26 protein-coding genes are annotated in these 26,032 nt (G+C 58.6%); 11 read left to right on the plus strand and 15 right to left on the minus strand.

Going from position 1 to position 26,032, the window contains the following annotated elements; translation table 11 throughout:
* Positions 1-115 precede the first annotated feature (115 nt).
* Together AVI_RS04615 and AVI_RS04620 are read left to right on the plus strand one after the other, a co-directional pair.
* A complete protein-coding gene (locus tag AVI_RS04615; RefSeq protein WP_049777140.1) occupies positions 116-2,029 on the plus strand; it encodes an O-linked N-acetylglucosamine transferase, SPINDLY family protein in 1,914 nt (637 codons plus the stop codon).
* Positions 2,030-2,133: 104 nt separating this feature from the next.
* Positions 2,134-3,141, plus strand: a complete 1,008-nt coding sequence (locus AVI_RS04620) for an asparaginase (protein WP_015915253.1) — start codon at positions 2,134-2,136, stop codon at positions 3,139-3,141.
* Between the two features lie 30 nt (positions 3,142-3,171).
* Here the strand turns inward: AVI_RS04620 and AVI_RS04625 are convergent, their stop codons facing one another.
* On the minus strand, positions 3,172-3,927 hold the full coding sequence (locus AVI_RS04625) for a DeoR/GlpR family DNA-binding transcription regulator (protein ID WP_015915254.1): 756 nt from the start codon (positions 3,925-3,927) through the stop codon (positions 3,172-3,174).
* Between the two features lie 113 nt (positions 3,928-4,040).
* Here AVI_RS04625 and AVI_RS04630 point away from each other — a divergent pair, with 113 nt between their 5' ends.
* The gene (locus tag AVI_RS04630) at positions 4,041-4,400 is read left to right on the plus strand and encodes a hypothetical protein (RefSeq protein ID WP_041696312.1); all 360 of its coding nucleotides are present in this window, start codon (positions 4,041-4,043) and stop codon (positions 4,398-4,400) included.
* Between the two features lie 632 nt (positions 4,401-5,032).
* Here the strand turns inward: AVI_RS04630 and AVI_RS04640 are convergent.
* The 4 genes from AVI_RS04640 to AVI_RS04655 form a co-directional block, all read right to left on the minus strand.
* Positions 5,033-5,647 (minus strand): hypothetical protein, encoded by a 615-nt coding sequence (locus AVI_RS04640; protein WP_041696316.1) that lies wholly within the window; start codon positions 5,645-5,647, stop codon positions 5,033-5,035.
* A gap of 126 nt (positions 5,648-5,773) precedes the next feature.
* Complete coding sequence (locus tag AVI_RS04645; protein WP_015915257.1) at positions 5,774-7,447, minus strand: phosphoethanolamine transferase; 1,674 nt, start codon at positions 7,445-7,447, stop codon at positions 5,774-5,776.
* A gap of 203 nt (positions 7,448-7,650) precedes the next feature.
* Entirely contained in the window at positions 7,651-8,151 is a 501-nt protein-coding gene (locus AVI_RS04650) for a GNAT family N-acetyltransferase (RefSeq protein ID WP_015915258.1), read from the minus strand.
* A gap of 3 nt (positions 8,152-8,154) precedes the next feature.
* On the minus strand, positions 8,155-8,808 hold the full coding sequence (locus tag AVI_RS04655) for a glutathione S-transferase family protein (RefSeq protein ID WP_015915259.1): 654 nt from the start codon (positions 8,806-8,808) through the stop codon (positions 8,155-8,157).
* A gap of 360 nt (positions 8,809-9,168) precedes the next feature.
* Between AVI_RS04655 and AVI_RS04660 the strand changes: the two genes are divergently transcribed.
* Positions 9,169-9,693 carry a DUF2087 domain-containing protein gene (locus AVI_RS04660; RefSeq protein WP_015915260.1) on the plus strand — a complete coding sequence of 175 codons (525 nt, stop codon included), beginning with the start codon at positions 9,169-9,171 and terminating at the stop codon, positions 9,691-9,693.
* Positions 9,694-9,831: 138 nt separating this feature from the next.
* Here the strand turns inward: AVI_RS04660 and ggt are convergent, their stop codons facing one another.
* Both ggt and AVI_RS04670 read right to left on the minus strand, forming a co-directional pair.
* Positions 9,832-11,520: a gamma-glutamyltransferase gene (gene ggt / locus AVI_RS04665; protein ID WP_234895325.1), complete on the minus strand. Its 1,689-nt coding sequence runs from the start codon at positions 11,518-11,520 to the stop codon at positions 9,832-9,834.
* Between the two features lie 330 nt (positions 11,521-11,850).
* Entirely contained in the window at positions 11,851-12,420 is a 570-nt protein-coding gene (locus AVI_RS04670; protein ID WP_139192288.1) for a MarR family winged helix-turn-helix transcriptional regulator, read from the minus strand.
* A gap of 203 nt (positions 12,421-12,623) precedes the next feature.
* Here AVI_RS04670 and AVI_RS04675 point away from each other — a divergent pair, with 203 nt between their 5' ends.
* Complete coding sequence (locus AVI_RS04675; RefSeq protein WP_015915263.1) at positions 12,624-14,186, plus strand: MDR family MFS transporter; 1,563 nt, start codon at positions 12,624-12,626, stop codon at positions 14,184-14,186.
* A 63-nt stretch (positions 14,187-14,249) separates the two neighbouring features.
* Positions 14,250-15,275, plus strand: coding sequence for a hypothetical protein (locus AVI_RS04680; RefSeq protein WP_041696318.1), 1,026 nt, complete (start codon positions 14,250-14,252; stop codon positions 15,273-15,275).
* A 28-nt stretch (positions 15,276-15,303) separates the two neighbouring features.
* Here AVI_RS04680 and AVI_RS04685 read toward each other — a convergent pair whose 3' ends face one another.
* The 5 genes from AVI_RS04685 to AVI_RS04705 all read right to left on the minus strand — a co-directional run bounded on the left by AVI_RS04685 (position 15,304) and on the right by AVI_RS04705 (position 18,969).
* Complete coding sequence (locus AVI_RS04685) at positions 15,304-15,936, minus strand: NAD(P)H-dependent oxidoreductase (RefSeq protein WP_015915265.1); 633 nt, start codon at positions 15,934-15,936, stop codon at positions 15,304-15,306.
* A gap of 165 nt (positions 15,937-16,101) precedes the next feature.
* The gene (locus AVI_RS04690) at positions 16,102-16,992 is read right to left on the minus strand and encodes a thermonuclease family protein (RefSeq protein WP_015915266.1); all 891 of its coding nucleotides are present in this window, start codon (positions 16,990-16,992) and stop codon (positions 16,102-16,104) included.
* Between the two features lie 79 nt (positions 16,993-17,071).
* A complete protein-coding gene (locus AVI_RS04695; protein ID WP_041696319.1) occupies positions 17,072-17,716 on the minus strand; it encodes a hypothetical protein in 645 nt (214 codons plus the stop codon).
* 58 nt (positions 17,717-17,774) lie between these two features.
* Positions 17,775-18,356, minus strand: a complete 582-nt coding sequence (locus tag AVI_RS04700) for a hypothetical protein (protein WP_015915267.1) — start codon at positions 18,354-18,356, stop codon at positions 17,775-17,777.
* A 58-nt stretch (positions 18,357-18,414) separates the two neighbouring features.
* Positions 18,415-18,969 (minus strand): hypothetical protein, encoded by a 555-nt coding sequence (locus tag AVI_RS04705; protein WP_015915268.1) that lies wholly within the window; start codon positions 18,967-18,969, stop codon positions 18,415-18,417.
* A gap of 209 nt (positions 18,970-19,178) precedes the next feature.
* On the opposite strand from AVI_RS04705, the gene AVI_RS04710 reads away from it, so the two are divergent.
* Positions 19,179-20,012, plus strand: coding sequence for a L,D-transpeptidase (locus AVI_RS04710; protein ID WP_041696320.1), 834 nt, complete (start codon positions 19,179-19,181; stop codon positions 20,010-20,012).
* A gap of 193 nt (positions 20,013-20,205) precedes the next feature.
* On the plus strand, positions 20,206-20,919 hold the full coding sequence (locus AVI_RS04715) for a L,D-transpeptidase (protein ID WP_041696321.1): 714 nt from the start codon (positions 20,206-20,208) through the stop codon (positions 20,917-20,919).
* A 94-nt stretch (positions 20,920-21,013) separates the two neighbouring features.
* Here AVI_RS04715 and AVI_RS04720 read toward each other — a convergent pair whose 3' ends face one another.
* A complete protein-coding gene (locus AVI_RS04720; protein ID WP_139192287.1) occupies positions 21,014-21,457 on the minus strand; it encodes a MarR family winged helix-turn-helix transcriptional regulator in 444 nt (147 codons plus the stop codon).
* Positions 21,458-21,641: 184 nt separating this feature from the next.
* On the opposite strand from AVI_RS04720, the gene AVI_RS04725 reads away from it, so the two are divergent.
* The gene (locus AVI_RS04725; RefSeq protein ID WP_015915272.1) at positions 21,642-22,064 is read left to right on the plus strand and encodes an organic hydroperoxide resistance protein; all 423 of its coding nucleotides are present in this window, start codon (positions 21,642-21,644) and stop codon (positions 22,062-22,064) included.
* Positions 22,065-22,295: 231 nt separating this feature from the next.
* Here the strand turns inward: AVI_RS04725 and AVI_RS04730 are convergent, their stop codons facing one another.
* The gene (locus AVI_RS04730) at positions 22,296-23,462 is read right to left on the minus strand and encodes an MFS transporter (RefSeq protein WP_041697669.1); all 1,167 of its coding nucleotides are present in this window, start codon (positions 23,460-23,462) and stop codon (positions 22,296-22,298) included.
* 404 nt (positions 23,463-23,866) lie between these two features.
* Between AVI_RS04730 and AVI_RS04735 the strand changes: the two genes are divergently transcribed.
* Positions 23,867-24,919, plus strand: coding sequence for a sensor histidine kinase (locus AVI_RS04735; RefSeq protein WP_041696322.1), 1,053 nt, complete (start codon positions 23,867-23,869; stop codon positions 24,917-24,919).
* A gap of 170 nt (positions 24,920-25,089) precedes the next feature.
* Positions 25,090-25,482: a response regulator gene (locus AVI_RS04740; RefSeq protein WP_015915275.1), complete on the plus strand. Its 393-nt coding sequence runs from the start codon at positions 25,090-25,092 to the stop codon at positions 25,480-25,482.
* On the opposite strand, the gene AVI_RS04745 is transcribed toward AVI_RS04740, so the two are convergent.
* Positions 25,475-26,008: an AAA family ATPase gene (locus tag AVI_RS04745; protein ID WP_015915276.1), complete on the minus strand. Its 534-nt coding sequence runs from the start codon at positions 26,006-26,008 to the stop codon at positions 25,475-25,477. The genes AVI_RS04740 and AVI_RS04745 overlap by 8 nt on opposite strands.
* Between the last annotated feature and the right edge of the window lie 24 nt (positions 26,009-26,032).

Below are 26,032 nucleotides of genomic sequence, written 5' to 3' on the forward strand. Positions count from 1 at the left end.
TGTCACGCCGCTGCCGCCGGGCAAGCCTCGGGCAATGGTTTTCCTCTATCCGAGATGATGCTGCGGCATGTTCCTGCCGTCGCATGGATTGAACATGCAGGTGGCTTGACGGATCATGGCTCAGGATATGGATTTGGCGCTCAATGCCTACCGGCAGGGCGCGTTCGAAAAGGCTCTCGGTCATGCGCAGGCGGCAGTCAAGCAATTGGCGCGGGCCGGAAAAGCCGGGCAGGCCGAAATGCTGGCCGCCAATATCTATCTGAAGCTCGGCCAGAAGATTGAGGCCGCGCAAGCCTTTGCCCGGTCGGCAGCGGCTTTGCCGGAAAAGCGCGCCGAATTCCTGAAATTCGCCGCCAAGCTTTATCTGGCCGAGCGGCGCGTCGATCTTCTGGAGGGCATTGCTGTTGCCGCAGCGCGCGCCAATGCTGATGATGCGGGTTTTGTCGGCGAGATCGCCAATATGCTGCTGGGGGCGGGCATGCATCCGCCACTGGATGAATTGGTGCCGCTTCTCGATATGACCAATAACTGGCATTTGCAGATCGTCATCAACCATTACCAATTGACACGCAAACCGGACAAGCTGAAGCCGATCATCGAAAAGCGCTATGCGGAAAGCCCCGGGGACAGTTTTGTCGCGGTGAATTATTTCATGTTCTGCCGCTCCAGCCTGTTCTTTCCGGTGGCAAGACAATGGCTGGACATGATGAAAACGCCTGAAGATCCGTTGACGGCGGAGATCCTTTATCGTGACCAGCCTCTATCGCGCTGCTACTGGAGCGACGATCAGGCGGTGATCAACGGTCCTTGCGGCGGCACCGACATGCTTCAGCGCAATGTGGGCACTGTCATGCCACGGCGCGCGGTTCGCCCTTTGGGCGAAAAACTCAAGATCGGTTATCTCTCTTCGGATCTGACCATCCACGCCACCATGTATCTTCTTTACGATGTCTTTCTGGCCCATGACCGCAGCCGTTTCGACGTTACCTTTTTTTGCCATACGCCGCCTGGTCAGGCCGCCATACAAAAGACCTGGGATCCGGTGCTACAATCGGAAATTATCGCTGTCGGCCAGATGGATAATGACGGGATCGCCCAGGAAATCAGCCGGCGCGGCATCGATATTCTCATCGATCTGAAGGGACACACGGCGGGCAACCGGCTTGCCGCTGTCGCTCTTTCGGATGCGCCGGTCAAGGCCAGCTGGATCGGTTATCCCGGCTCGGTGCGTGGCGCGGGGCTCGATTATCACATGACCGACCCCATCGTCACACCCGACGATGCCAAGCTGTGGTTTGAGGAAAAGCTCTGCCGCCTGCCGGAAACCTATCAGGGCAATTGCAGCCTGACCAAGCCGCGCCCCAAACCGTTGAAGCGGGCCGATCACGGGCTGCCGGAAGAGGTCTTTGTGTTTGCCTCTTTCAATTCTCCCGCCAAGATCAGTCCGCAAAGCATCACCCTGTGGGCCTCGATCATGAACGCCGTGCCGGACAGCCTATTGTGGATATTGTGCAGTGGTGCGCAATTGCAGGCGAATTTCGCTGAGGAATTCGCTCGCCTCGGCATTGGCCGCGACCGTATCGTCTTTGCCCAAGGGGTCGATTATCCTGATCATCTCAGCCGGGTGGGTCTTGCCGATCTGGCGCTCGACACGTTCCCCTATAACGGCCATACCACGACCTCGGATCTGCTCTGGGGCGGCCTGCCGGTCCTGACGAAAAAGGGTCGTAGCTTTGCTGCGAGGGTGTCAGAAAGCCTGCTGACGGCTATCGGCCTGCCCGAACTGGTGGCGCGGGACGGTGAAGAGTTTGTCGAAAGGGCGGTAGAGTTCGCCGCTCACCCGGAAAAGATCGTCGCCCTGAAACAAAAGCTCGAAGCCAACCGCCTCAGGGAGCCTTTGTTCGACACTGAGCGCTTCACCCGGCATCTGGAACGCGCCTATGAGATGATGGCGGCGCGGGCCAGGGCAGGGCTTGCGCCCGACCATATCGACGTGCCAGCCCTGCCGATCCGGTCAATGTCTTTCTAGGTGTGCACAGCACTGTAAGACTCTTGCCAGCTTGTTTAGGGATGCGCCCTGTCGCATTCTGCGTTAAGCAAACAGGGTCCCCAAACACGTAAGGCCTCGCCATCATGACCAATCCCATTACCGTTGAAGTCACCCGTGGAAACCGCGTCGAAAGCCGCCATCATGGCGTGGCCGTGGTGGTGGATGGTGATGGCCAGGTGGTGTTTTCCGCCGGAGATATCGAGGCGGGCGTGTTTCCGCGCTCAGCCTGCAAGGCCATGCAGGCCCTGCCTTTGGTGGAAAGCGGTGCTGCGGATGCTTATGGGTTCGGCGACAAGGAACTGGCGCTGGCCTGTTCCTCCCACTCCGGCGAGGACGAGCATGTGGTGCTGGCGGCGCTGATGCTGGCCAGGGCCGGGCTGGATGTGGATGCGCTGGAATGCGGCGCTCATTGGTCTTTCGACCAGAAAACCCTGATCCATCAGGCCCGCACATTGGAAAAGCCGCAGGCGCTGCATAACAATTGCTCCGGTAAACATGCCGGTTTCGTCTGCGCCTGCGTACATGCTGGCTATCAGGTCGAAGGCTATGTGGAATACGACCACCCCCTGCAACGCGATATCCGGGCGACCATGGAAAGCCTGACGGGCGCCGTGCTGGACCGCGACCATTGCGGCACCGACGGATGCTCCATTCCAAGCTATGCGGTGCCGTTGAAGGCGCTGGCCCATGGTTTTGCCAGGATGGCAACGGGGCAGGGGCTGGAGCCGCTGCGCGCCAAGGCCTCCAGACGGCTGATCGACGCCTGCATGGCGGAACCCTATTACGTGGCGGGGACCGCCCGCGCCTGCACGAAGATGATGCAGGTCGCTCCGGGAAAGATCTTCGCCAAGACGGGTGCCGAAGGGGTGTTTTGCGCCGTTCTGCCGCAGCAGGGCCTGTCGATTGCGGTCAAGGCGGATGACGGCACGACCCGCGCCGCCGAGGCGATGGTAACGGCGCTGCTGGCTCGCTATTTCGAAAAGGACAGTCCCGAGCGGCTGGCGCTGCTGGCCATGGCCAATAAGCCGATGCACAATTGGACAGGCCGCCATGTCGGTGATGTCAGGGTGACCGACGTGCTGTTTTCCTGATCTCTCGCGATTTCATATCCTGACGACGGCTCATGCCTGGAAAAGCGCGATCCCTGTCGCCTGATAGGGGGTAAGACGCTCCGCCTCCACACTGGGCCCGACGATCAATCCCGCCAGGGCTGGCAGTGGCAGAATCTGGCAGGGCGACAGTGTATCCAGCTTTTCCGAGGTCAGGCAGAGATAGGTTTCCGCACTGACCGAGGCGATTATCCGTTTGATCGCCGCTTCCTCAGCATCGCCAGTGGTGACGCCATGCTGGGGGTGGACGGATGTCGCACCCAGGAAGAACAGGTGCGGGCGCAGCCTTGCAATCGCTTCCGCCGCCACTGCACCCACCGCCACCATCGAATGCCGGTAGAGCCGCCCGCCGATCAGGATGACCTCGATATCGCTGCGTCGTTCCAGCTCGACGGCAATGGTCGGGCTGTGGGTCATCACCGTCAGGCCGAGATTTTGCGGCAGCAGCCGGGCAATTTCGGCATTGGTGGTGCCGCCATCCAGAAAGATCATCTGCCCCGGCTGAACCAGCGCTACGGCACGGGTTGCCAAAGCCTGTTTCTCGCTGCCCGCCCGGCTTTTTCGGGTCGAGAAATCCGGCAGATCCGGTGAAAGCGGCAGCGCACCGCCATGCACGCGCGCCAGCAATCCCGCTGCCGCCATGTCGCGCATGTCACGGCGAACGGTGTCCTCCGACAGGTCGAGTTCAGCGGCGAAATCCTTGGCGATCACCCGTCCGTCGCGTTGCAAACGGGAGAGAATGAGAGCCTTGCGTTGATGAGTCAGCATTGCACGAAAATACCTGAAATTTCACATAACTACATATATTGACGATTTTGACTCGACTATCAAGAGAAATCATGCAGATTTATGGATATTCGTGCAGTTTAATGGAGAGAGAAATGCTGATTTTGATTGCAGGCCCTTATCGCTCGGGCACCGGTGACGACCCGGTGAAGATGGCGGCCAATCTGAAGGCACTGGAAGCGCCGTCCTATGCGCTGTTTCAGGCGGGGCATGTGCCAATGATCGGGGAATGGGTGGCGCTGCCGATCTGGCATGCGGCCGGTGGCACGTATGTCGGCGACGCGCTCTATGAGGAGATTTTCCACCCGGTCGCGGGTCGGCTGCTGGCGCTTTGCGATGGTGTCTTGCGCTTGCCAGGTGCTTCCAAAGGCGCCGACAACGATGTGCGGATTGCCAATGAGCGGGGCATTCCCGTCTGGACCCGGCTGGAGGATGTGCCCGATGTGGTCGTGTAATATGAGGAGGCGCGATAGCGAACCTTCGTAGAACAGACGAACCGAAGCCGGGCATTTGCCCGGTTTTGGCCGGTGATCATAAAGGAGGCGCGGTTGCAAATCCAATAGAACACATGAGCTAATGGATTCCCTCTATCTCCCATGCCACTGGATGACCCGGCATTACCCCGCAGGATTGCGGCGGTGACCGGCAGGAGCGATCAAATCGCAGTTTCTGCCAGGATTGTGGAGAGAATAGGGGACAGATGTTGATGAGAAGAGTTTTGCATGGGCTTTTTAGTCTGGTGGTTTTGTCAGGTCTGGCCTCATGCCAGACACCTCAGGAATCTGCCAGCAACGCGGAAATGACCTGTAGCGCGCAAGGTTTGAAGCCCGGAACGGCGCGTTATCGGAAATGTGTCGGGGCGACCTATCAAAGCAATCGCATGCAGGCCAAGCAGGCTGAAAGCAATGTGGCTGCCGGCGCAGCAATCGGCGTCCTCGGAGGGGCTGTTCTTGGTGCCAGCCTGGACAACCGGCACCATTACTATCGTCGCTGCGGACCTTGGGGCTGCTATTATTAAAGCTTGCCCTCGCCAAAGTACGTAAGCTCTGGCCACCGGAAATCTGCCGAGAGCCAGAGCTTAGTAGCATCACATCGGCGGCACGACGCCCTTGGTGCCGACCACCACGCGGCTTGAGGCGATTGTGCCGTCCTCGGCTTTTTCGGCATTGACGAATACGGTGGCACCGCTCTTCAGGTCGGCTTCGACGGCAGGGGCGAAGGTGACGATGGGCGTGCCTTCGGGAATGGAGATGGTCTTTTCACCGCCCTTATAGGTCAGGGTCAGCGTCGGGCCATCGACAGCTTTAACGGCGTTGGCCACGGTGGCATTGGTCATCGTGCTGCCGGGCTGAAGATCCCAGGGGCGGCTGCCTTCGCCGGTGCCTTTCATGGCTGCGGGAAAGATCACCACTTCCAGCGCATTGTTGCCGCCATCCGATTTGGGAGCCGAGGCAATACCAACGAAATCGCCGGGCTTGATCGCATCTGCTGAGGCCTTGGCGACGCTGGAGATTTTCCAGCCGTCCTTCAGGGCAATCTTCGCGGTTTCCCCCTCGCGGGTCTTGACCGTCAGCACCTTGCCCTCAAAGCTTTCGACCGTGCCGCGAATGCGCAACGCTTCCGCCGCCTCAGCGCTCATGCCAATACCCAGCGCCAGAAAGCCGCCTGCGAGAAGAGAGAGGGTTGTTTTCGATCGTACCATTGTCGTTCGTAGCATGGTGCTGCTCTTTCTGTTGAACCTGTCGCCATATCCTAACAGATCTGACCGCTACCGCTGCTCTTTCAAGGCGCGGACACGAATAGTTGAGAGCGCAGGCATTGGTGGCTGTTACTTGACCGGCTCAGCCGCCGCCACCGTTCCCGGCGCACGGCGGCAGCCGGAAAACACATCGAGGGCGGGATTGTACACTTTGGTCGACACATCCATCAGGCCCAGCACGCTGTGGAACAGATTGTCATGGGAGCGCGGTTCGGCTGTGGTTTTTGCCAGGCAGCCCCGGTCGTATCCGGCATCCTTGGCCAGATCGTCGGCCAGCCAGAACAGCAGCGGCACATGGGTCTGTTCGGTTGGCGCCACCATATAGGGCATGCCATGCAGGTAGATACCGTTTTCGCCGAGCGACTCGCCATGGTCGGACAGATAGACGACGGCGCCAGCCAACGTGCCCGACCGTTGTTTCAGCGTGTCGATCACCTGCGCAACGATATGGTCTGTGTAGAGAATAGTGTTGTCATAGGCGTTGCGGATTTCCTGCGGGCTGCATTTGCCAAAATCATTGGCGCGGCAATCCGGCTGGAACCTGCGAAATTCCTCGGGATAGCGGGCATAATAGGCAGGGCCGTGGCTGCCCAGCTGATGCAGCACCAGCACGCTATCGCCCTTGATGCCGTCAAGCCAGCCATTCAGCTTGTCGGTCAGGATCCCATCCAGACACTCGCCATCTTTGCAAAAGCGCGGATCGGCTGACGGCGGCAGAAACGTATACGGCACCCGGTCGGCGACATTGTAATGGCCGGTGTCATTGTCCAGCCATGTCACGGAGACCTTGGCATAGCCCAGCACATCCAGCAGGTTTTGCCGTTCGGCAGCCTTGCGGTGGCTATAGCTTGCCCGTGTCAGGTCGGAGAACATGCAGGGGATGGAGACGGCGGTTGCCGTGCCGCAGCTGGTCGTGTTGCTGAAATAGGTCACGCCCCGGGCTTTTAGCTGTGGATTGGTGTCGCGCTGATAGCCGCCCAGCGAGAAATTCGCGGCCCGTGCGGTTTCCCCGGCAACGATGACAGTGACGCGCGGCTTGGTGAGGGCGGCGGTATTGATCCGGTGGGCGTCGGTGCCGATCGGTTGGGCGACGATATTCCGGTCCCGGTTGGCGTCGATTGTATAGCGCACGGCATTGGCAATCGGCAGGAACGGGTTCAGCCGGTCGAGAATATCATTATGGGCGCGCCCGACGCCTGCAAAGGTTCGGTAATCGCTGAAGGCGGCGGCGGCAAACACCGCGACACAGGCGATGATGATGCCAGCATTATGGGCAAACTTGCTGAGGAAGGGTCGGTGGCGAACCCGCAACCAGACGATCAGCAGCGAGGGCAAAAGACCGGTCAGAACCACATGCATCATAAAACGGGGCGTCAGCAGATGGGCCGTCTCCGCTCCGGTCGAAACCGCGGCATTGCGGATCATTTCCCGGTCGATGATCGTGCCGAACTGGTCGGTAAACCATGACGATAGCGAGGCGGTGATCACCAGGAAGATCAGCACCGGCTTTACCAGGTATTTTGCTGAGAACAGCGTGAGGATCGCCAGGCACATGGCGGAAATGCCGAGCGCAAACAGGCCGAAGGCCAATGGTGAGGTATCGGCCAGATAGCTATGCGCCTTGATCCAGAACGTGGTGTTGGTGACCGCCAGCAAATAGGCCGTGGTAACGACGCACAGCGTCACGCTGCCGATCTGCGGTCTGGACCTGAAGAGGCTGGCTTTTCCGGCACGATAACTCAAGCAATATCCTCCACATGACCGTTTTATGTCGGTCGCATGGCACGCAGTCCTGACAGTAAGCTGAACATTGGAAAATACTAAATAACGATTTCAGGCGCTAGAAGCTAACCTTTCCACAGAATGTATTGGCGGAAAAAGCAATTTCAGGTTGTTTTTAGGGGTAGAGGCTGGCACCACCTGCTGGCGAGCCACTATCGGACCTGTCAGAGCTCCAGCCGCATCAGGATCTGCGGTCCGGCCTTGCCGCCCAGATAGGTTTGGCCGGTATCCTGCCAGCCGCCTTTTGTGTAAAGGCTGATCGCCGCCGGATTGCGCAGGTTGACGGTGAGGAAACAGTGTCTGGCCGGATAATGGCGGGCGAGATAGGTGGGCAGGGCGGCCATGGCTGCCGTGCCATAGCCTTTTCCCTGAAATTGGCTGCCGACGATCAGTGCCCGCAGGCCGAGATCGCCGGGCTGGAAACCTTGCTCCGCCAAGTCAAAACCGGTAAGCCGGGTATTATAGTCCCTGTCGATCTTGAAGAAGCAGACAGGGTCATCGCTGACACTGCCGATGTGAAAATCCACCGTTTGATCGCCGTCGTCGATAACGTTTTCGATAGGCCCGGCAAACATCTGCTGCTCCGGTGGCAAAGCCAGATGCAGCACGCGGGCGCGGTCGTCGCGCGCCAGCGGTGCCAGGATCAAGGGAGGAGTGGGATGCATCGATTACTCCGCAGCCCGCCTTTCCCACATGGCCTTGAAGGCCGGGCGGCTCTGGCAGCGGTCAAGCCAGGCACTGACGCTCGGATGGGCGTCCATCACCGGCGTATAAGGCTGGGCGTAGCGAACGATTTCGGCGAGATTGATGTCAGCCACCGTGAAACGGTCGGAAACGGCGAATTCCTTGGCCGAGAAATGCTTTTCCAGCACAGACAGTGGCCGCTTCAACAGCCGGGCGGCTGCTGCTGCTTCCGATTGACCGGCCTCGCTGTCCAGCCGGCCATCCATGGCAATCCGGGATATTTTCAGCGCATTGCCTTCGATTTCGGTGGCAGCAAACAGCGACCACTGCATCATCAGCGCATCTTCCTCCAGATCCCTCGGACCGATCTCGCCGCCATATTGCTTGGCAAGGTAGAGGGTGATGGCAAGCGATTCGAACAGAACCAACCCGTCATCTTCAATGGCCGGAATGGCCCCGAACGGATTGATCGCCAGGAAGGCTGGCGACTGGGTGTTGATCGGCGCATCCGGTGCCAGCGGATTGTCCAGCTTCACCGCCTGCAACACCGGGATATGATCGAAGGCCAGTTCCAGCTCTTCCGCAAGCCATATGACGCGCGTGGCGCGGGATTTATAGCAGCCATAGACTTTCAACATCGGTGTCTCCCAAGGGTGATTTGGAGGTGAGGCTATCCTTGAAATGCAGCCTTGGGAAGCACGGGATTGACACTGAAAACAATTTGCTTCTATCACTCTTAACAGGGTCCGCAGTTCACCCAGACATCACCGCTCCTGCAAAGGAGAGCTAAACCTGCATCATCCTACTGCATAATTTTCTCTTTAAACCGGAATCGGTTTAAAGAGAAAATTATGCAGTAGGTATGAAAGAGTTACAGCGAACCTTTGTGCGCCATATATGGCGCACAGCGCTGTATATCCACGGCACGCTTTATTGCGCCCGCTGGCAGGACGGTGGTTACCGGCATGGCATGGGCGCATCTATCGAAGGATAAAGCGATGTCGCGTCTGACTTACTCTTATGAAATTGCAGATATTTCCGATCTTGCCCGCCGTCTTGGCCGCGAACTTCAAAAGCATGAGGGAGCGCCTGGCCATGTCGAGCTTCTCAATATGCTCGCCCGCGCCTCAGGCCACGCCAACTTCCAGCACTGGAAAGCGTCGCGTGCGGCCCAGGCAAGGCTGGCTCTGCCAAAGGCCGCCGATCCGCCGGTCGATTATCGGCTTGTTGAGGCAGTGGCGCGCTGTTTTGACGACAAGGGCGTGCTGATCCGGTGGCCATCGAAAACCAGCCATCAGCGGTTGAGCCTGTGGAAGCTTTGGGCGGCCTTTTCCGCCGATAGGGATCTGCCGGAAGCGGAGGTCAATGCGTTGCTCAAAAGCCTGAACGGCTTTGGCGACCATGTCCTGCTGCGTCGGGAAATGGTCAACAACAGGCTGTTGTCGCGCACGCCCGATTGCCGCCTCTACCGGCGGGTGGAAAGGCGTCCGCCGCCGGACGCCCTGGCCTTGATCGGCCTGTGACGGCGGCCTAGAGTCTGTCAGGTTCAGATTGAACCAGACAGACTCTAGATTCTCTTGTTTTCGTTTGTCTTTTCGGGAAAACCGGATTCCACTTTTCCCTGACAAACTCTAAGCCACCGTCTTTGTCGGCAAGCTGCGTCAATAACCCTTGGCGGAACCGGCGACGGCCCGGGTGTCGATGGCCCCGAAATAGCCGGATGCCTTGTCTGCGGCCTTGGCAATGTTGGCCACGCTCTTGCCGCCGACCAGAATGCCAGCGGCCTGGCCCCAGACCGGGCCGTCATTGCCGCCATCCAGCGTATAGCCCATATCCTTCAGCTTCTGGAGCGTATCGGGCGACAGGGCATAAGGCTCGTAATAGATCTTGTCCGGCTGCCATTGATGGTGAATGCGCGGCGCGTTGACGGCGGCAGAAATATCCATGCCGAAATCCACCACATTGAGGATCGCTTCCAGCGTGATGGTGATGATGCGCGAGCCGCCGGGGCTGCCAATGACCATGAAAGGTTTGCCATCCTTGGTGACGATGGTCGGGCTCATCGAGGACAGCGGCGTTTTCTTCGGGGCAATCGCATTGGCCTCGCCCTGCACCAACCCGTAGAGATTGGCCACACCGGGCTTGGAGGTGAAATCGTCCATCTCGTTGTTGAGCAGAATACCGGTGCCGGGGGCGACCACGCCCGCCCCGAACGAACCGTTCAGCGTATAGGTGACGGACACCGCATTGCCCTGACCGTCGATGATTGAATATTGCGTGGTCTCGGTGCTTTCCTTGCCCCCGAACGGCTTCAGGTTGGCGGATTGACCCGCTTTGCCGGGGGTGATCTTAGCGCGGATCTCGGCGGCATAGGCCTTGTCCAGCATTTTTGGCAGCGGATTGTTGACAAAGTCCGGATCGCCCAGCGCCGCATTGCGATCAACATAGGCGTAGCGCATCGCCTCGACCATCTGGTGCACGGTAGAGGCCGCGCCATAGCCTTGCTCGGCCAGCGGATAGGCCTCGAGAATATTGAGGATTTCGCAGATGATCACCCCGCCCGACGATGGCGGCGGCGAGGAGATGATGTGGTAGCCGCGATAGTCGCACTCGACCGGCTTTAGCTCGCGCACCGCATAGGTTTCGAAATCGGCGGCGGTCAAAATGCCCTTGCCATCGGCGCTGGCCTTGGCAATCGCCTGGGCGGGCATGCCTTTATAGAAGGCATCGGGGCCTTTTTCGGCAATGCTGGCCAGCACATTGGCCAGATCGGGCTGTTTCAGCACCTCGCCCACACCATAGGGCGCGCCATCGGCCTTCAGGAAGATCTTTGCCGCTGCGGGGTCTTTTGCCAACCGCTTGGCACCACTGGCCAGAATGGCGGCATCGCCCTGGTTGAGCGTGAACCCGTCACGGGCCAGCGCAATCGCCGGGGCAAGCAGGGTGGCGCGGTCCTTGGCGCCGTATTTTTCCCGCGCCAGTTCCAGGCCCTTGACGGTACCGGGCACGCCGACGGCCAGATAGCCATCCAGGCTGGCACGCGGCACGATCTCGCCCTTGTCATCGAGATACATGTCCTTCTTGGCGGCCAGCGGCGCCTTTTCACGGAAATCGATGAAATCGGTGCTGCCATCTTTCAGCCGAATGGTCATGAAACCGCCACCGCCGATATTGCCAGCGGTGGGATAAGTCACTGCCAGCGCATAGCCGACAGCCACGGCGGCATCGACCGCATTGCCGCCGGATTTCAGCACCGCAACGCCGATATCGGTCGCCAGATGCTGGGCCGTCACCACCATGCCGTTGCGGCCTTCAACCGGGGCAGGCGAGGCGGCATGAAGCGATGTCATCGGCGCAAGCACCAGTACCAGCGCTGTCAACAGGCCCGATGATGGGAACAACCAAGATCTGGAGCGGAACATAATCATGAAAACGACCTCTGGAGCACAACAGGTTTTCGTTTGTCTTTTCGGAAAAATCGGATTTCCCTTTTCCGGGACAATCATTGGCCGAAGGAGAATACAGTCATCCGGCGAGGTCGAAAGGTATCACCCATAACGGATCTTGCAACCACGGCAGCGGCAAGATCAGACCGATTTTCCGGTCCATGGTTTCATGCGCACCCGATGTCATGCAAAACCGGCGGCAATCTGAGGTATGACTGGAAGGCGCCCTTCGTATTAAATCTTATCTCCGGCCTCTTTGGCCAGCAAGGTTCCCCGGCATTCCAGTCCGCGGATGAAGCGGTCGAACAGGGTTTCGAACTGGATAATATCATCGGCGCTCCAGTCTTCCACCGTCTGGCCGATCACCTCGCGGCGAACGGCCTCAAAATGGTACAGCAGTTCCTCGCCGACTGGCGTCAGGGTGACGATGGTGCGTCGGGCATCGGCCTGAGAGGCCTCACGCCGCAGGGCACCACGCCGGACGAGATCGGCCACAACGCGGCTTGCCCGCGATGGATCGATGCGCATCTGCTCGGCAATCACCCCAACAGTCACTTCCTGGCCACGCGAGGCATGGGAAACCACCTTCACCACGTCGAAATGCGAAAGCTCCATGCCGTGGCCCTCGCTCATCCGGCTGAGGGCTATGCGCGACATGAAGCGCCGGCCCATCATCATCCGCAGCCGGGCCATGGTCTGCGAAATGCCGTCCAAGGCATTTTCGACGCCCGCAGGGGCTTGGTCACCAACAAGATCGGCGCCCAGGGCGGTTGCGTGTTCGGCGCGGTCTTGAGGTTGGGTCATGCGCAAGCCAGTGCAGATCGGAGTTCACGAAAATATGTGCTTTTATCATATATGTGCACATTGACAATAAAATACAATATATGCTTTTATCACATATATGACAAGGGCAATGAACGTCGTGTCCATCGCTCTTCCAAACCATCGATCCCCGACCATTGAGTTATTACCAACTCCTTCAGCCTTGCAACCAAAGAGATTTCCGCATGGATACCGCCTTGTCCGATCCGGCCGCCGCTCCCAAGACGGTGGCGCCGCCGCCGTTTCAGTCGCTGGTCCCGGACCCGCGCCTGCGGATGATGCTGTTTCTGTTTCTGATGACGGCGCTGTTCATGGCGACGCTGGACAATCAGATCGTTTCCACGGCATTGCCGACCATCGTTGGCGAGTTCGGGCAGTTGGAGCGGTTCGGGTGGGTGGGGTCCGCCTATCTTCTGGCCACCAGCGCGGTCATGCCGCTCTATGGCAAACTGGGGGATCTATTTGGCCGTAAATATGTGATGATGACGGCCATCGCGATTTTTACCGTTGGCTCGCTGATTTGCGGCTCGGCCGTTTCGATGAACACGTTGATTGCTGCACGGGTGCTGCAAGGGCTTGGCGGTGGCGGCATCATGGTGTCGATCTTTTCCGTCAATGCCGACCTGTTCGAGCCACGGGTGCGGGCCCGTTATCAGAGCTATTCCAGCCTGGTGCTGATGGCATCAGGCGCGGTCGGCCCCACATTGGGCGGCACGATGAGCGACCTGTTCGGCTGGCGGTCAATCTTTCTCGTCAACCTGCCGATTGGCATTCTGGTGCTGGTCGGTCTTGGCCTTTATCTGCCCTATCGCAAGCCGCATCGCCGTCCGAAGATCGATTATGCCGGTGCGCTGCTGCTGGCCTGCGCCGTGACCAGCGTGGTGTTCTGGGCCGATAGCGGCCAGATTTTCGGTTCACTGGTGGCACCGGGAAGCCTCGGCGTCGTTGCCTTCGGCTTGGTCTGTGCTGTGCTGTTCGTGCAGGTGGAAAAGCGGGCCGCAGAACCCATGGTGCCGATCAGCCTGATGCGCAATTCCACCGCCCGGCTGTTGTGGATCATATCACTGGCCAGCGGTGCTGTCGGCATCGGTTCGGTCAATTACGTTGCGCTCTATCTGCAAACCACCACCGGGCTGTCGCCGACGCTGGCTGGTCTGTTGTTCATTGCGGTCACCGGTGGCATCGCCATCGGTTCGCTTAGCAGCGGACGGCTGATTTCCTCGACAGGTCGCTACAAGATTTTCGGTATCATCGGCGGCGCGGGCAGCTGCATTGCCTTTATCCTGTTCAGTCAATTGCCGGTTGGCACGCCGATCGCGGTGATTGGCGTGCTGATGCTGATGCATGGCATCAGCGTCGGTATCGGCCAGCAGATCCCGGTGATTGGCGTGCAGAATGCCGTGGCCCAGAAGGATGTCGGGGCGGCGACCGGCACGGTGACGCTGACCCGCATGGGCGGTGCCTCCATCGCCATTTCCATCTATGGTGCGGTGCTATCGGCCTTCATGACTGGCGGTGCAGCAATCCCTGGCGTCAGTAATATCGAAAGCCTGACACCGGCGGCCATTGCGGCGCTGGACCCGGCAGCCCGCGCAGCGGTCTCGGCCACCTATGCTCATGCGTTCGGGCCGGTATTCATCAGCATGGCGCTGATCATTGGCTGCGGCTTCATCGCGTCCTGCTGCCTGAAGAATGTCCGGTTGCCGACCGGCGGGGCCCCGAAACCGGTGGAGGCCGTGGCGGAGTGATTTGCCCGGTATAAGGGTGCTATGCTACCACAGAGCAAAGCACTCTTTGGTAGCATAGCGAGCATGGCCCCGGTACACCGCATAATTTTCGCCCTTGCGGCGGCTGTTTTGCTGGCCCTCTCCCTTACCGTCTCCACGTTGGCGGAGGAGCCTTTTACCGCCCGTGATCCGGGCTTTCTGGGCGATGAGGATGCGGCGCGGATCGTCGAAAAAGTCGGCGATCTGGAAAAGGCGCTGGGGGATGAAGCGGTTCTGGCCGAGCATTTCGCCGGTCTGGTCTCCCCGCCGGAAGAAACGGCCATCCTGCACCAGTTGACGGGCAATGTCCCGGGTCTGGCCTATATCCTGCCGGTCATTCATGGTGAGGTGCGCGGCACGCTGATCGACATGCGTTTTACGGACAAGGCGGCAGCGGATGGTTTTCGCCAAAAGCTTGCCCAGGCTTTTGGTCCGTCTGATCCGGCCTGTAGCGATGATACCCATGCTTACTGGGCACCACACCCTGACCACTCGCTGGCCTTGCGGGTTGATGTCTATAAGACGGAAACCATCGCGCAATTGACGCTGCTTGCGTCTGCCCCATCGGATGCCAATTGCAAAGTCAATTCAGCGCCGCCCAATGCGCTGGTGGACAAAGCGGCTTTGACGGCATTGTTTACGCGGCTGAAGAGTGAGCCGCCGCCATGGACCAACGCGGACGCCATGGCGGCCTGGCTGAAGCCCTATGGTGAAAGCGCCATTGAAAGGCCGGACAATTGCGCGGCGCAACTGGATATCGCCAGACCACAGCAGCAGCTTGGCGGCATCGGCACGTTTTCAGCCAGCCTGCGCCCTTGCCTCGTCTCCAGGTTTGGCAAACCGTCCAGCCTGTTTTTGTACGCTGGTGAAAACGACCTGTTCGGCTTTCGCACGACGGAAGAAGCGCTGGACGCCGCCCTCGGCCCCCGTCATGCACAATGCAGCGGCGAGGGCAGGGAAGTCTGGTTCGTTACTCCTGAGGTGACGGCGGTTCTCAGCCGGCTCTATCCCTCTTTCGGGGTGCTGATCGTCAATGCGCCGGTCACAGCACTGGCCGATTGCCGGGAATAGGCAAGCCCATCCCGGCAGACCGTCAGCCTCACTTCACCTCGATGACAAAATCTTCACGGGCGCGGCGGACTTTTTTCAGGTTGACCAGCCAGTCGCCATCCGGCTGACGATAGCCCAGCGGCAGGATGGCGACGGAGCGCAGGCCCTTGGCGCGTAGGTCGAGGATTTCGTCCAGCGCTGCCGGGTCAAAGCCTTCCATCGGGGTTGAATCGACCTCTTCGAAGGCAGCAGCCGTCAGTGCCAGCCCCAATGCGATATAGGCCTGGCGGGCGGCATGTTCGAAATTCACTTCGGCGTCGCGTGGTGGATAGGTATCCAGCAGCATCTTGCGATAGTTTTCCCAGCCTTCATTGGTAAAATTGCGCTCGGCATTGGTGAGATCAAACATCGTGTTGATCCGCTCTGCGGTGTAATTGTCCCAGGCGGCAAACACCAGCAGATGCGAGCAATCGGTAATCTGGCCCTGGTTCCAGGCGATCGGCTTGATCCGCTCGCGGATCTCCTTGTTGGTTACGACAAGCACGGAAAACGGCTGCAAGCCGCTGGAGGTCGGTGCCAGCCGGGCCGCCTCGACAATACGCTCGACCTTGTCTTCAGCAACAGTCTTCGACGGGTCCATTTTCTTGGCGGCATAACGCCAGTTCAATTTATCAAGCAGCACGATACTATCCTTATGCGAAGGCTCGAAGATGCTCACGCATCCTCGCCTGGAAGAAAAATTGCCTGCCCGATGTAGGCGGGCAGGCGGTCATCCGCAACGGGCAGGATGATGAATACAGCGTTCACCCCGCATGGATGACTGGGTATTTTCCATGGCATAGCGAAGCTACTTTTCGACAAATACCGCTTGCGTCAGGTCGGCATCGAAACGGTAGCGGTCGTTTTCCCGGCGCAGCAATTGCGAGAGCGGCACTTCGGTGCGGTTGTCGATAATCACCTTGTCGTTTTCGCTTTCCGTCTTGCGCAGCCACTCGACCAGATCGGTCTCACCGGATTTGAGAAAATCGCAGCCACGGCGGAAGAGTTTCGGGAAGATCAATTGGGCCTTGCCGGTGCCGTCTTCCTCTTTCTCGCCCGGATTGCTGCCGCTCGCCCAGCCAAGATCGGTGAGGTCGGTGAGGGCAAAGCGTTCCGTCTTATCCACCGCCCAGACGCCAAGGCCCGCGTCCCGCGCAGCCCGTGCCGCCTCAGAAATCGTCTGGCGCTGGTCCACCGGCGCGGAACTATAGAGCATGGGATAGGCCATGCCGCTGGAGATCAGCCGGTAATTGGCGCTGGCCTCCAGGGTTTTGGTTGAAATCGCGCCGGTCTCGCCGGAGGAAAACGGATTGCCGTCAAAGGTCAGATAGCAGATCGGCCGCCCGTGAACATCGGCGGAGGCCGTCAGAATACCGGCCTGGATGGTTTGCGGCTCGGCGGCAGTGACGGTTTCTTTCGACAGCGAAAAGGAGGAAAAGCCGATCAGATCGCGCAGCAGATAACCCCGCGCCACCCCGCCGCGCGGCTGCGCCTTGCTCTCGTAATGGGTTTCGGGCGTATCGATCCCTTCCAGCCGCAGTTGATGGCTGCCGTCCTTGGCGGGGCGCAGTAGATGAGCGCGGTAGATATCGGCAAGCAGGCTTTCATCATCCGGGCGAAACCGCACCGAATCGCCATCCGGCTGCTTGCCGATGATGATGATCGTGCCGGGAACGTAGCGATAATTCTGCAAGGCCATGGGCGATCCTCCGTTACCATCAATGGTTGGGCATCAGCAAACCGCAGATCTGTGTCATGGGTGAGACAGAGAAGGCCGATCAGACGGCTGCGGCCAGACCCTGCACCGCCAACAACTCGCTGGTCGTCGCCGCGGTGGTGGCCGGAGACGGCGCGGCCTCTGCGCCTTGATCCGTGGCCGTATCTTCATCCGTCTCGGCCAAATCGTCCTGAATATTTTCACCTGTATCGGTTAGAAACATGCGGTTGACCAGGGCATCGCTGCTGAACATCCTGCTCATCAGCTCGGTCTTAAGACTCTTGTCACCGCTTTCGAAATCGTCTGCGGTGAGCTTGCCGCTATATTCCGCGATGATGGCAGCGGTGCGTTCTTCCGGCGTGTCGAGATTGTCCCAGTCGATACTGTTTCTAAACTGCTGCATGGCATCGGCACTTCCTTCTCCTTGCTCATAAGGAGTAAACATCCAGGCACCCTCATTGTAGATGGTAACTGTTCCAATGCTGATTTCCATCTTTGAATAGATTGTTGCCGGCTTGCTCTCGGCTTCAATCTTGGCCTGCTCCGCCGCAGCCTCCGCCCACATCTGTTCCATCTCAACCTGCAAGGCGGTCTTGGGCTGGCTATCGTCAGGCAAACTCGCCATAAACTCGGTATCGGCCTGCGCAGCCTTGGTCGAGGAATAGCCATAGGCATACGCTATGCCGGGTGTAACTGTTGTGCTCATGTGACCCCTCCTGTGAGCATGGACATGAAAAACCCCGATGCCGCAATGCGGCACTCGATCAGGCGGATGTGGATTGTACTTGCGGTGTGCTGGTGGCTGATGTGGCCGAGGCACTCGCTTGCGCCCCATTCGCGTCTTCGTCTGAGGGCAGCAAGCCCTCTTGCAGGCTTTCGCCGGAACTGGTCATCAACATCCGATCCACCAGCGCATCGCTGCTGAACATCTTGCTCATCAGTTCGCTGGTCAGGCTCTTGCTCCCGCTTTCGACAGAGCTTGTGGTAAGTTTGCCGCCGTATTTTGACATGATGGCCTCGGCGATCTCTTCCGGCGTATCGAGGTTGTCCCAGTCGAGATCGAAGCCTTTGCCTTCTCCGAGGAAGTTTTCGGCTTCCGGATTGACCGAGTATGCAACCCCACCGGATGCGCCGGTTCTCACCGTTTGGCCGCCAATATGTAATACCCCCCAGAGGTTAGCATCGAAGTCCTCCGATGTTTCAGTCTCCGTGCTTGCTTCTGCGGGAAGATCTTCCAGCGTTGTGTATTCGGTTTCGTAAAAATCGTCTGGCAGCTTCGGCGTCTGCTTCGTTTGATAAACGGTGCTGGATGATGTCGTGGTGGTGGATGAAATCGTCGTGCTCATGTGACCCCTCCTATGAGCATGGAAATGAAAAACCCCGACGCCGCAATGCGGCGCTCGATCAGGCGGCTGTGGATTGTACTTGCGGTGTGCTGGCGGCGGACGTGGTCGAGGCACTCGCTTGCGCCCCATTCGCCTCTTCGTCTGAGGACAGCAAGCCCTCTTGCAGACTTTCACCGGAGCTGGTCATCAACATCCGATCCACCAGCGCATCGCTACTGAACATCTTGCTCATCAGTTCGCTGGTCAGACTCTTGTCGCCGCTTTCGACAGCGCTTGCGGTGAGTTTGCCGCCGTGTTTTTCCATGATGGCGGCGGCGCGTTCTTCCGGGGTATCAAGTGTTTCCCAATCTATACCCCGATCCCATTCCGTAAGGTCGGTTCCCTGTTCGTATGCGGTGTATATTGAGCCGCCTTCATTATAGAGCGTTACAGTTCCTGTGCTGAGATGCAACACGCCCCATACGGTGGCTGGCGGACTGCTGGTATCCTCCGCCAAATATTCGTCCAGTGTTTTATATTTCGTCTCGGAAAAGTCGTCGGGCAACTGCGGGGTTTGTTTCGATTGATAAACGTTGGTGGACGATGTCGTGGTGGATGAAATTGTTGTGCTCAACTCGACCTCCGGCTTTAATTTTTAATCGAATTATCAATCAAGGCTTGCGTGTAACTTTCTATCTTTGATTGTATTCCGGTGTTTCTCTAAGGTGATTGGCGCGGCGGCCCCATCGTTTTTGTTTCTGTTAAAAGCTCACCCCTTCACCAGCTTCGCGCCAGCCGCGTCTGCCATTCTCGTGGCAATCTTGAACCAGGCCAGGTTGCGCAATGTCGTCCACTGTTTTTGTCCGCCCGTTTTCCCGTGTCGCTCGCGCCCTGTTGGCAGGGTTTGGCTGCCTGTCGCTGTCTATGCTTGGCGGTTGCTATTTCGTGACGGATACGCAACGGATGAATACGGAAGTGTTTGCCGCCCAGACCGCGCCGACCTGGAACCAGCCGATGGCCGCACCGCCGACGGAAAAGCCCAATAAATTCCTCGGCCTGTTCAAGACGCCTTTCCACCAGACCTATGGCATGCCAGCAGCCGAGCCCTATGTTTCGCCCTTTGCTACGCCGATGCAGAAGGCGATTTACGGGCAGATGAGCGATGACGGTCATACACTGACTGCTATTCCGCTCGACCGGGTGGACAAGCGCTTCCTGCGGCAGGAGGTTGATTATCCGACCACGGAACGGCCCGGCACCATCGTGGTCGATACCAAGGCGCATTATCTCTATCTGGTTGAGGCCAATGGCCGGGCGATGCGCTATGGCGTTGGCCTCGGCAAGCAGGGGTTTGCCTGGCAGGGCCGGGGCGTTCTCCAGTTCAAGAAGACCTGGCCGCGCTGGACCCCAAGCGACGACATGGTCGAGCGCCAGCCCGACATGCGCCAGTTTGCCGCCGCGCAAGGCGGGCTGGAGCCGGGCCTGCGCAATCCGCTTGGCGCGCGGGCGCTGTATATCTTCCAGAATGGCCGCGACACCCTCTATCGCATCCATGGCACGCCCGATTGGCAATCCGTCGGCAAGGCCGTGTCGTCAGGTTGCGTGCGCATGTTCAATCAGGATGTGATTGATCTTTATTCCCGTGTGCGGGACAAGGCCGAGATCGTGGTGATGTAAGGCTATAGACTGCCACGGTTGAGGCTCTGCCTATCGGCCTGTTGCCGGAACGACACGCAATGGCGCAAATGTGAACGTGTGTGTGCGCTATTGGCGGTGAAATTCGGGTAAATCGCTGTAGATAGGATCTAGCGGAACAAAACCGCGTAGCGTGCGTTTGTGCGCTGCTGACCAGCAGGATGTACCACCGTATATGACAAGCCCCGATTTTTCCCGCCGTGCCTTTCTCTCTTTTTCCGGCCTTGGAGCGGCAGCGCTTCTGTCCAGTTGCGCCTCGTCCTATCGCCCTCCGGTGTATGAACAGGGGTCGCTGGGCGGCATGGTGCAGCCCACGGGCCCCATGGCCCCATCCACGCCGGAACTGGACGCCATGTATGGCGAAGTGGTCGATGGCGGCTTCGTCATTCCGGCCATTCCCTACCAGCAGATCCCGCCGCGCTACTATCGCCAGCGGGTCAGCGACCCGACCGGCTATCCGGCAGGCTCCATCGTTGTCGATACGCCCAACCGCTTCCTCTATCTGGTGGAACAGGGCGGCACCGCCATGCGCTACGGCGTTGGCATCGGCCGTGAGGGCTTTGCCTGGCAGGGCGAAGGCGTGATCCAATGGCGGCAGAAATGGCCAAAATGGACGCCGCCGGATGAAATGGTCGCCCGCCAACCGCAACTGGCCAAATATTCCTCCGCCAATGGCGGCATGGCGCCGGGCCTGATGAACCCGCTGGGCGCGCGCGCGCTCTACATCTTCCAGAACGGCCAGGACACGCTTTACCGCCTGCATGGTTCGCCGGAGTGGAACTCGATCGGCAAGGCGATGTCGTCGGGCTGTGTGCGGTTGATGAACCAGGACATTATCGACCTCTATGACCGTGTGCCGAACAAGGCGCGGATCATCGTCCTGCAATAGGGATAACGAGAGTCTGTCGGGTTCAGATTGAGCCGGACAGACTCTCAATTTCCTTGTTTTCCTTTGTCTTTTCGGGAAAACCAAGTTCCACTTTTTACTGACAAACACCCGCATTCAGCTTGCCGCGCAAATCCTGCAATTGATCGCGTAGCGCCGCGATTTCTTCCAGGCTACAGCCAGTCGCCGAGCCGATGGCCGCCATCACGCCGAGAGCCTTATCCTGTAGGGCAGCGCCTGTGGCGGTGAGCGAAACGGTCACCTGTCGCTCATCCTGGCTTTGGCGTTGGCGGGTGACGTAGCCCGTCTGTTCCAGCCGCTTCAACAGCGGCGACAGCGTGCCGCTGTCCAGCCCCAACCGCTCCCCCAGCGCCTTGACCGCCAAATGGTCGGTTTCCCACAGCACCATCATCACAAGATATTGCGGATAGGTCAGGCCAAGCGGCTCCAGCAGCGGCTTATAGGTGCGCGTCAGTGCCAGCGATGCGCCGTAAAGCGCAAAGCACAGCTGCTTGTCCAGCACCAGATCCGTCTTGTCCATTTCACCTGTCCTTTGGGCATTGCAAGCTGCCATTCTCCCAGCCTTGTCATAAAAATGCAATGTACAAAAAACAATTGCGTACAATTAAATTGCGTGATACCAAGAGTGCAGACGCAGCGGCTGGCGCGGATGTTCCGGCCTTCAACCAACCAAAACGACCAGTTTTCAAAAAGGAGAGACTCTCATGGCTATTCTCTACACAACCAAGGCATCTGCAACCGGTGGTCGTGAAGGCCGCGCCGTCAGCGAAAATGGCGTTCTGGATGTAACGCTGACGACGCCGAAGGAATTGGGCGGCAATGGCGCCACCGGCACCAATCCCGAGCAGCTGTTTGCCGCTGGCTATTCCGCCTGCTTCCTCGGCGCGCTGAAGTTTGCCGCTGGCCAGCAGAAGGTGAAGGTACCAGAAGACGCCAAGGTCACCGCCACGGTTGGTATCGGCCCGCGCGAAGACGGCACCGGCTTTGGCATCGAAGTTTCCATCAGCGTTGACCTGCCAGGCATCGACCGCGAAACCGGCGAAAAACTCGTCGCCGCCGCCCACATCGTCTGCCCCTACAGCCACGCCATGCGCACGGCAACAGAAGTATCCGCTACGCTGGCCTAAGGCTGGGGTTAAGGATATGCGAAAGGCCGGTCTGGCGGGACCGGCCTTTCGTCGTTTGGGGGAGGGGTAAGCGTGTCACTCTCTTGAGGCCCGCTTTGCGCCAAGAGCAGTCATCGCGTTGCCACCGAAAGTAAATATCCTGAGAAGGTTCAGTCATCGTTGATCTTATCGACAACACCGCTGTTCGGGGCTGCATTGCTCACTGATGGTCGCCCTGTACCGCTTTGATTCTTATCGCGAGTGCTTACGAAACATTGACGTGAAAAGGAGAATAGCGGCGAAAGCAGCGACAACCGAGGCCACCTGGATAACTGCTCGGAAATCGTAGGCTTGCGCTATGAGGCCGGTCGCGGGGCCCGCAAGAATGCCACTGACACTCAGAACATTCCAGTAAAGCGCGGTGGCCTGCGCCGGGCGATCACCGGAGAAAGATTGCACGAAACTGATGCCGATGCTGGCATAGAGGCCGTAATACAGGCCCTCCAAGGCCGCGCCTGCCAACATCTGTGGATAGGTCTGCACATAGGAGAGCAGCAGGATCGTTACGGTAGCCAGCAGCGCCACTGCGACAAGTGGCCCTTTCAGGCCAAAGCGGGAGATGATCATTGGCGTGGTGAAGATAGCGAGGACCTCCACGAAGGTCTTCATGCTGAAGGCCGTGCCTGGCGCATAACCCGGTAGCCCGACTTCCCGCACGTAGAACAATGGCAGTGCGCTAAATGTCAGAGAATGCGCTGAGGACAGGCAGAACACGAACGCGGCCGCCAACCACAGGCCGACGTCCTTGTTGGAAGAATGTGCGTGTACTGATCCTGACTTGGGACGAAGTGTCATATCGCGCGGGATAATTATCCACCACATCAACGCCCAGCAGCATGCCAGGGCAAAAGCGAGCTTGAAGACGGCAGCTTCGCCGAAGCGCTCTGCGAACAGGAAGGCGACCGCCGGCCCTATCATCCAGGCGGTTGATGTCGTGGCGCGCAGGAATGCATTGGACCGGCCACGCGTAATCTTGCCGCGTTCTGCTACGACCGCCCCGAGGCTGAACATGGTGGATACCGCACTGCTGCTCAGACCAAATCCGAGCACGCCGAATGTCAAAACGATCCAGAAAGACGGTGAAATTGACAAGGCACTCGTGGCAAGAAGATAACCCGCCAGTGCTACACCGATCAGTGGAAAAGGAGCAATTCCCGCATCCAGCCAGCGACCAAAGGTGCGGGTGCAGATTATGCCGAGCACGGTAACGCCCGCCGCATAGAGACTGATTGTCCACGGCGCGCGCCCCAAACCCTCCACAATGTAGTAAGCCATGAACGGCCCGATCATGGAGCTGCAGGTCGTGCCTATAAACAACACAAGCAAGAAGGGATAGAGCGAGAGCGAACGGCTGCTCATCGTCGCACTCATAGAAATGCCTTTCGAGATACTGTCGTGGATATTTCCGCAACGTGCAAATTCAGGCCAATAGGCAGGAACTATGACAGCCGTATAACAGGCTAGTTGTGATATGAAGAAATGGACGGTTGGTTCGTCCGCTTCGGGCCAATGACTGACACACGATCCCACCACGCCCGGAGCAGCCCGGCTCCTATCAACGGACCAGCCAGTGTCGTATCACCGAAAAGCGCGCTTATCCCTAACCCTTTGGCAGTGTTGCGCTCACGCTGGGCGATTTGATGCAACAGCCCCGCGTCTGGCGTGCTACAGTGACAGCGTTGGACTTGACCTCATCGATTTTCCGACGCTGCCTGCCGAGTCATGGCTTGCTCCGCAAGTCTTCGGCCCTAGAGGGCCTTTTCATGCCAAAGATACCGACACTCCATCTTGAAGCGGCGAGCACGCTTGCCGTGGTGGTGTCTTCCAACGAACCGTTGTTGTTTCTGTCGGACGACCTTAGAATTATTGCGGCAAGCACATCGTTCTGTCGGGCGTTCGAAATCGACCCCACGTCCACCTCCGGTAAACGCCTCGGCGACCTTGGTAGCGGCGAATGGGCGATGCCCAGGCTTCAGTCGCTGCTGATGGCGACTGCTACCGGCAGCGTAAACGTGGATGCCTACGAGATCGATCTGAAGCGACCAAACCATAAAACGCGGCGTTTGGTCGTCAATGCACGAACGCTCGATGACGGCGACCTCAACCATATTCGTCTGCTTCTCGCCATAACCGACGTGACCGACATGCGCGCCGAAGCGCGCCTGAAAGACGATCTGGTGCGCGACAAAGCCATCCTGTTGCAGGAGGTCCAGCATAGGGTCGCCAACAGTTTGCAGATCATCGCCAGCGTCCTGATGCAGAGCGCACGTCGCGTTCAGTCGGAGGAGGCACGCGGACATCTGCACGATGCCCGTCAACGCATCATGTCTATCGCCGCGCTGCAACGGCAGCTTTCCGCATCCCCCGGCGGCAGTGTTGAACTCAGTGCCTACTTCACGCAACTGTGCCAAAGCCTCGGCGCATCAATGATCGCCGACCCCGAGAGGCTATCGATCCAGGTGACGGTTGACGATAGTACCGTGGATGCAGACGCATCCGTAAGTCTGGGGCTCGTCGTAACCGAACTGGTGATCAATGCCCTCAAACATGCCTTTCCAGACGGGCGAGCCGGGATGATCGCCATCGACTATCGATCGGCGGGCAAGGATTGGGCGCTTACCATTACCGACAACGGTATAGGAATGCCGGTGGGCAACGATGCACCCAAGGCGGGATTGGGGACGGGTATTGTGGAAGCACTCGTGAAGAATATGAACGGTGAGATTACGTTGAGCAGCGCGGAGCCAGGTACGGTGGTTACAATCAGTCATCGGGAAGCGTCGGACCGTCAGCCTGACTTTTCGCCAGCGGCATAAGGAACAAAACGGCTTCCCAAAACGCTAAAGGTGTTGTGCAGAAAAACGGCATTGTAGGACGCATAAAATTTTGTTTTCGCATCGTATTTTTCGAAAACTGCTTTCCACTTTTCCGAAAACAAACTCTAAAGGCCGCAGCATTGTGGCTAGCCTCATAGATCGAGTGAACAATGAAGAACGGCAGACCGGTTATCCTGGTCGTGGAAGATAGCCCGTTGATCCGAATGGGTGCCATCGATCTTGTCATATCGGCGGGCTACGAAGCGCTGGAGGCTGGCGACGCTGACGAGGCAATCCGCATCCTCGAATCGCGAGACGACATTGACCTTGTGTTCACCGATGTTCAGATGCCGGGGACGATGGACGGTATCAAATTGTCCCACTACATCCGTGATCGATGGCCGCCGGTAAAGCTGATCGTCGCATCCGGTGCTGCCATTCTCGAGGAGAGCATGCTGCCTGGTGGAAGTCGCTTCTTCTCGAAGCCCTACGACGAACTCACCATTACCGAGGCAATGGCACAGCTGCTTTTGAGCGAGGATCCACACGCCACTATCACCTGAAGCCTTCCTCTATCCCCAGCAAAATCGCCTCGACAACCGCCTCAACCGGCACCGTTGCATCAATAACCATTGCATTCCCGGGAATATCTTCCTTCGTTGCGTGCAGTCGCATAATCAGATCCCGCTCTTCTGGCTTTCCGCCGAACTCGTCTTCGGGTCTGCTGACCAGCCGGTTTTTAAGGGTGTGCTGATCGACGTCGAGAACGAACACTCCGTCAAACAGCTCGATAAACCGGTGGAAATTGCGGGAGCCGCCGCAGAAGAAGGAGATCGGGTGGCTGTGGTCGGTAATCAGCGCTTTGACCTTGTCGATATTCCACAGGTGGTGCCTGTGCCCGAAGGTTACATGCAGAATACCCTGCGCCAGTGCGGAGGCGTCCAGCGGTTCGCCGGTTGCGGGGTCGCCCTGGTAGGCCAGTTCCCGGTCGCCGTGGATGACGTGGTAGCCGCGCCGTTGCAGTTCGGTAGCGACGGAGGTCTTGCCGGTTCCTGAAACGCCTTCGATCAGAATATTGCGCTGACCCATGCTTGCATCCCTTCGTTCATCTCT

Origin of the sequence: Allorhizobium ampelinum S4 (assembly GCF_000016285.1) — a bacterium.
Lineage (GTDB): Bacteria > Pseudomonadota > Alphaproteobacteria > Rhizobiales > Rhizobiaceae > Allorhizobium > Allorhizobium ampelinum.

Excerpts from the sequence above, each read along its gene's own strand:
- AVI_RS04680 (WP_041696318.1), top strand. The coding sequence starts at position 14,250 with ATGGCCCCGGTACACCGCATAATTTTCGCCCTTGCGGCGGCTGTTTTG.
- AVI_RS04700 (WP_015915267.1), bottom strand. The coding sequence starts at position 18,356 with ATGAGCACGACGATTTCATCCACCACCACGACATCATCCAGCACCGTT.
- AVI_RS04615 (WP_049777140.1), top strand. The coding sequence starts at position 116 with ATGGCTCAGGATATGGATTTGGCGCTCAATGCCTACCGGCAGGGCGCG.
- AVI_RS04690 (WP_015915266.1), bottom strand. The coding sequence starts at position 16,992 with ATGGCCTTGCAGAATTATCGCTACGTTCCCGGCACGATCATCATCATC.
- AVI_RS04620 (WP_015915253.1), top strand. The coding sequence starts at position 2,134 with ATGACCAATCCCATTACCGTTGAAGTCACCCGTGGAAACCGCGTCGAA.
- AVI_RS04725 (WP_015915272.1), top strand. The coding sequence starts at position 21,642 with ATGGCTATTCTCTACACAACCAAGGCATCTGCAACCGGTGGTCGTGAA.
- AVI_RS04630 (WP_041696312.1), top strand. The coding sequence starts at position 4,041 with ATGCTGATTTTGATTGCAGGCCCTTATCGCTCGGGCACCGGTGACGAC.
- AVI_RS04740 (WP_015915275.1), top strand. The coding sequence starts at position 25,090 with ATGAAGAACGGCAGACCGGTTATCCTGGTCGTGGAAGATAGCCCGTTG.
- AVI_RS04695 (WP_041696319.1), bottom strand. The coding sequence starts at position 17,716 with ATGAGCACAACAGTTACACCCGGCATAGCGTATGCCTATGGCTATTCC.
- AVI_RS04710 (WP_041696320.1), top strand. The coding sequence starts at position 19,179 with ATGTCGTCCACTGTTTTTGTCCGCCCGTTTTCCCGTGTCGCTCGCGCC.
- AVI_RS04655 (WP_015915259.1), bottom strand. The coding sequence starts at position 8,808 with ATGTTGAAAGTCTATGGCTGCTATAAATCCCGCGCCACGCGCGTCATA.
- ggt (WP_234895325.1), bottom strand. The coding sequence starts at position 11,520 with ATGACATCGCTTCATGCCGCCTCGCCTGCCCCGGTTGAAGGCCGCAAC.
- AVI_RS04650 (WP_015915258.1), bottom strand. The coding sequence starts at position 8,151 with ATGCATCCCACTCCTCCCTTGATCCTGGCACCGCTGGCGCGCGACGAC.
- AVI_RS04745 (WP_015915276.1), bottom strand. The coding sequence starts at position 26,008 with ATGGGTCAGCGCAATATTCTGATCGAAGGCGTTTCAGGAACCGGCAAG.
- AVI_RS04625 (WP_015915254.1), bottom strand. The coding sequence starts at position 3,927 with ATGCTGACTCATCAACGCAAGGCTCTCATTCTCTCCCGTTTGCAACGC.
- AVI_RS04730 (WP_041697669.1), bottom strand. The coding sequence starts at position 23,462 with ATGAGCAGCCGTTCGCTCTCGCTCTATCCCTTCTTGCTTGTGTTGTTT.
- AVI_RS04670 (WP_139192288.1), bottom strand. The coding sequence starts at position 12,420 with ATGACCCAACCTCAAGACCGCGCCGAACACGCAACCGCCCTGGGCGCC.
- AVI_RS04660 (WP_015915260.1), top strand. The coding sequence starts at position 9,169 with ATGTCGCGTCTGACTTACTCTTATGAAATTGCAGATATTTCCGATCTT.
- AVI_RS04675 (WP_015915263.1), top strand. The coding sequence starts at position 12,624 with ATGGATACCGCCTTGTCCGATCCGGCCGCCGCTCCCAAGACGGTGGCG.
- AVI_RS04640 (WP_041696316.1), bottom strand. The coding sequence starts at position 5,647 with ATGGTACGATCGAAAACAACCCTCTCTCTTCTCGCAGGCGGCTTTCTG.
- AVI_RS04720 (WP_139192287.1), bottom strand. The coding sequence starts at position 21,457 with ATGGACAAGACGGATCTGGTGCTGGACAAGCAGCTGTGCTTTGCGCTT.
- AVI_RS04715 (WP_041696321.1), top strand. The coding sequence starts at position 20,206 with ATGACAAGCCCCGATTTTTCCCGCCGTGCCTTTCTCTCTTTTTCCGGC.
- AVI_RS04735 (WP_041696322.1), top strand. The coding sequence starts at position 23,867 with ATGCCAAAGATACCGACACTCCATCTTGAAGCGGCGAGCACGCTTGCC.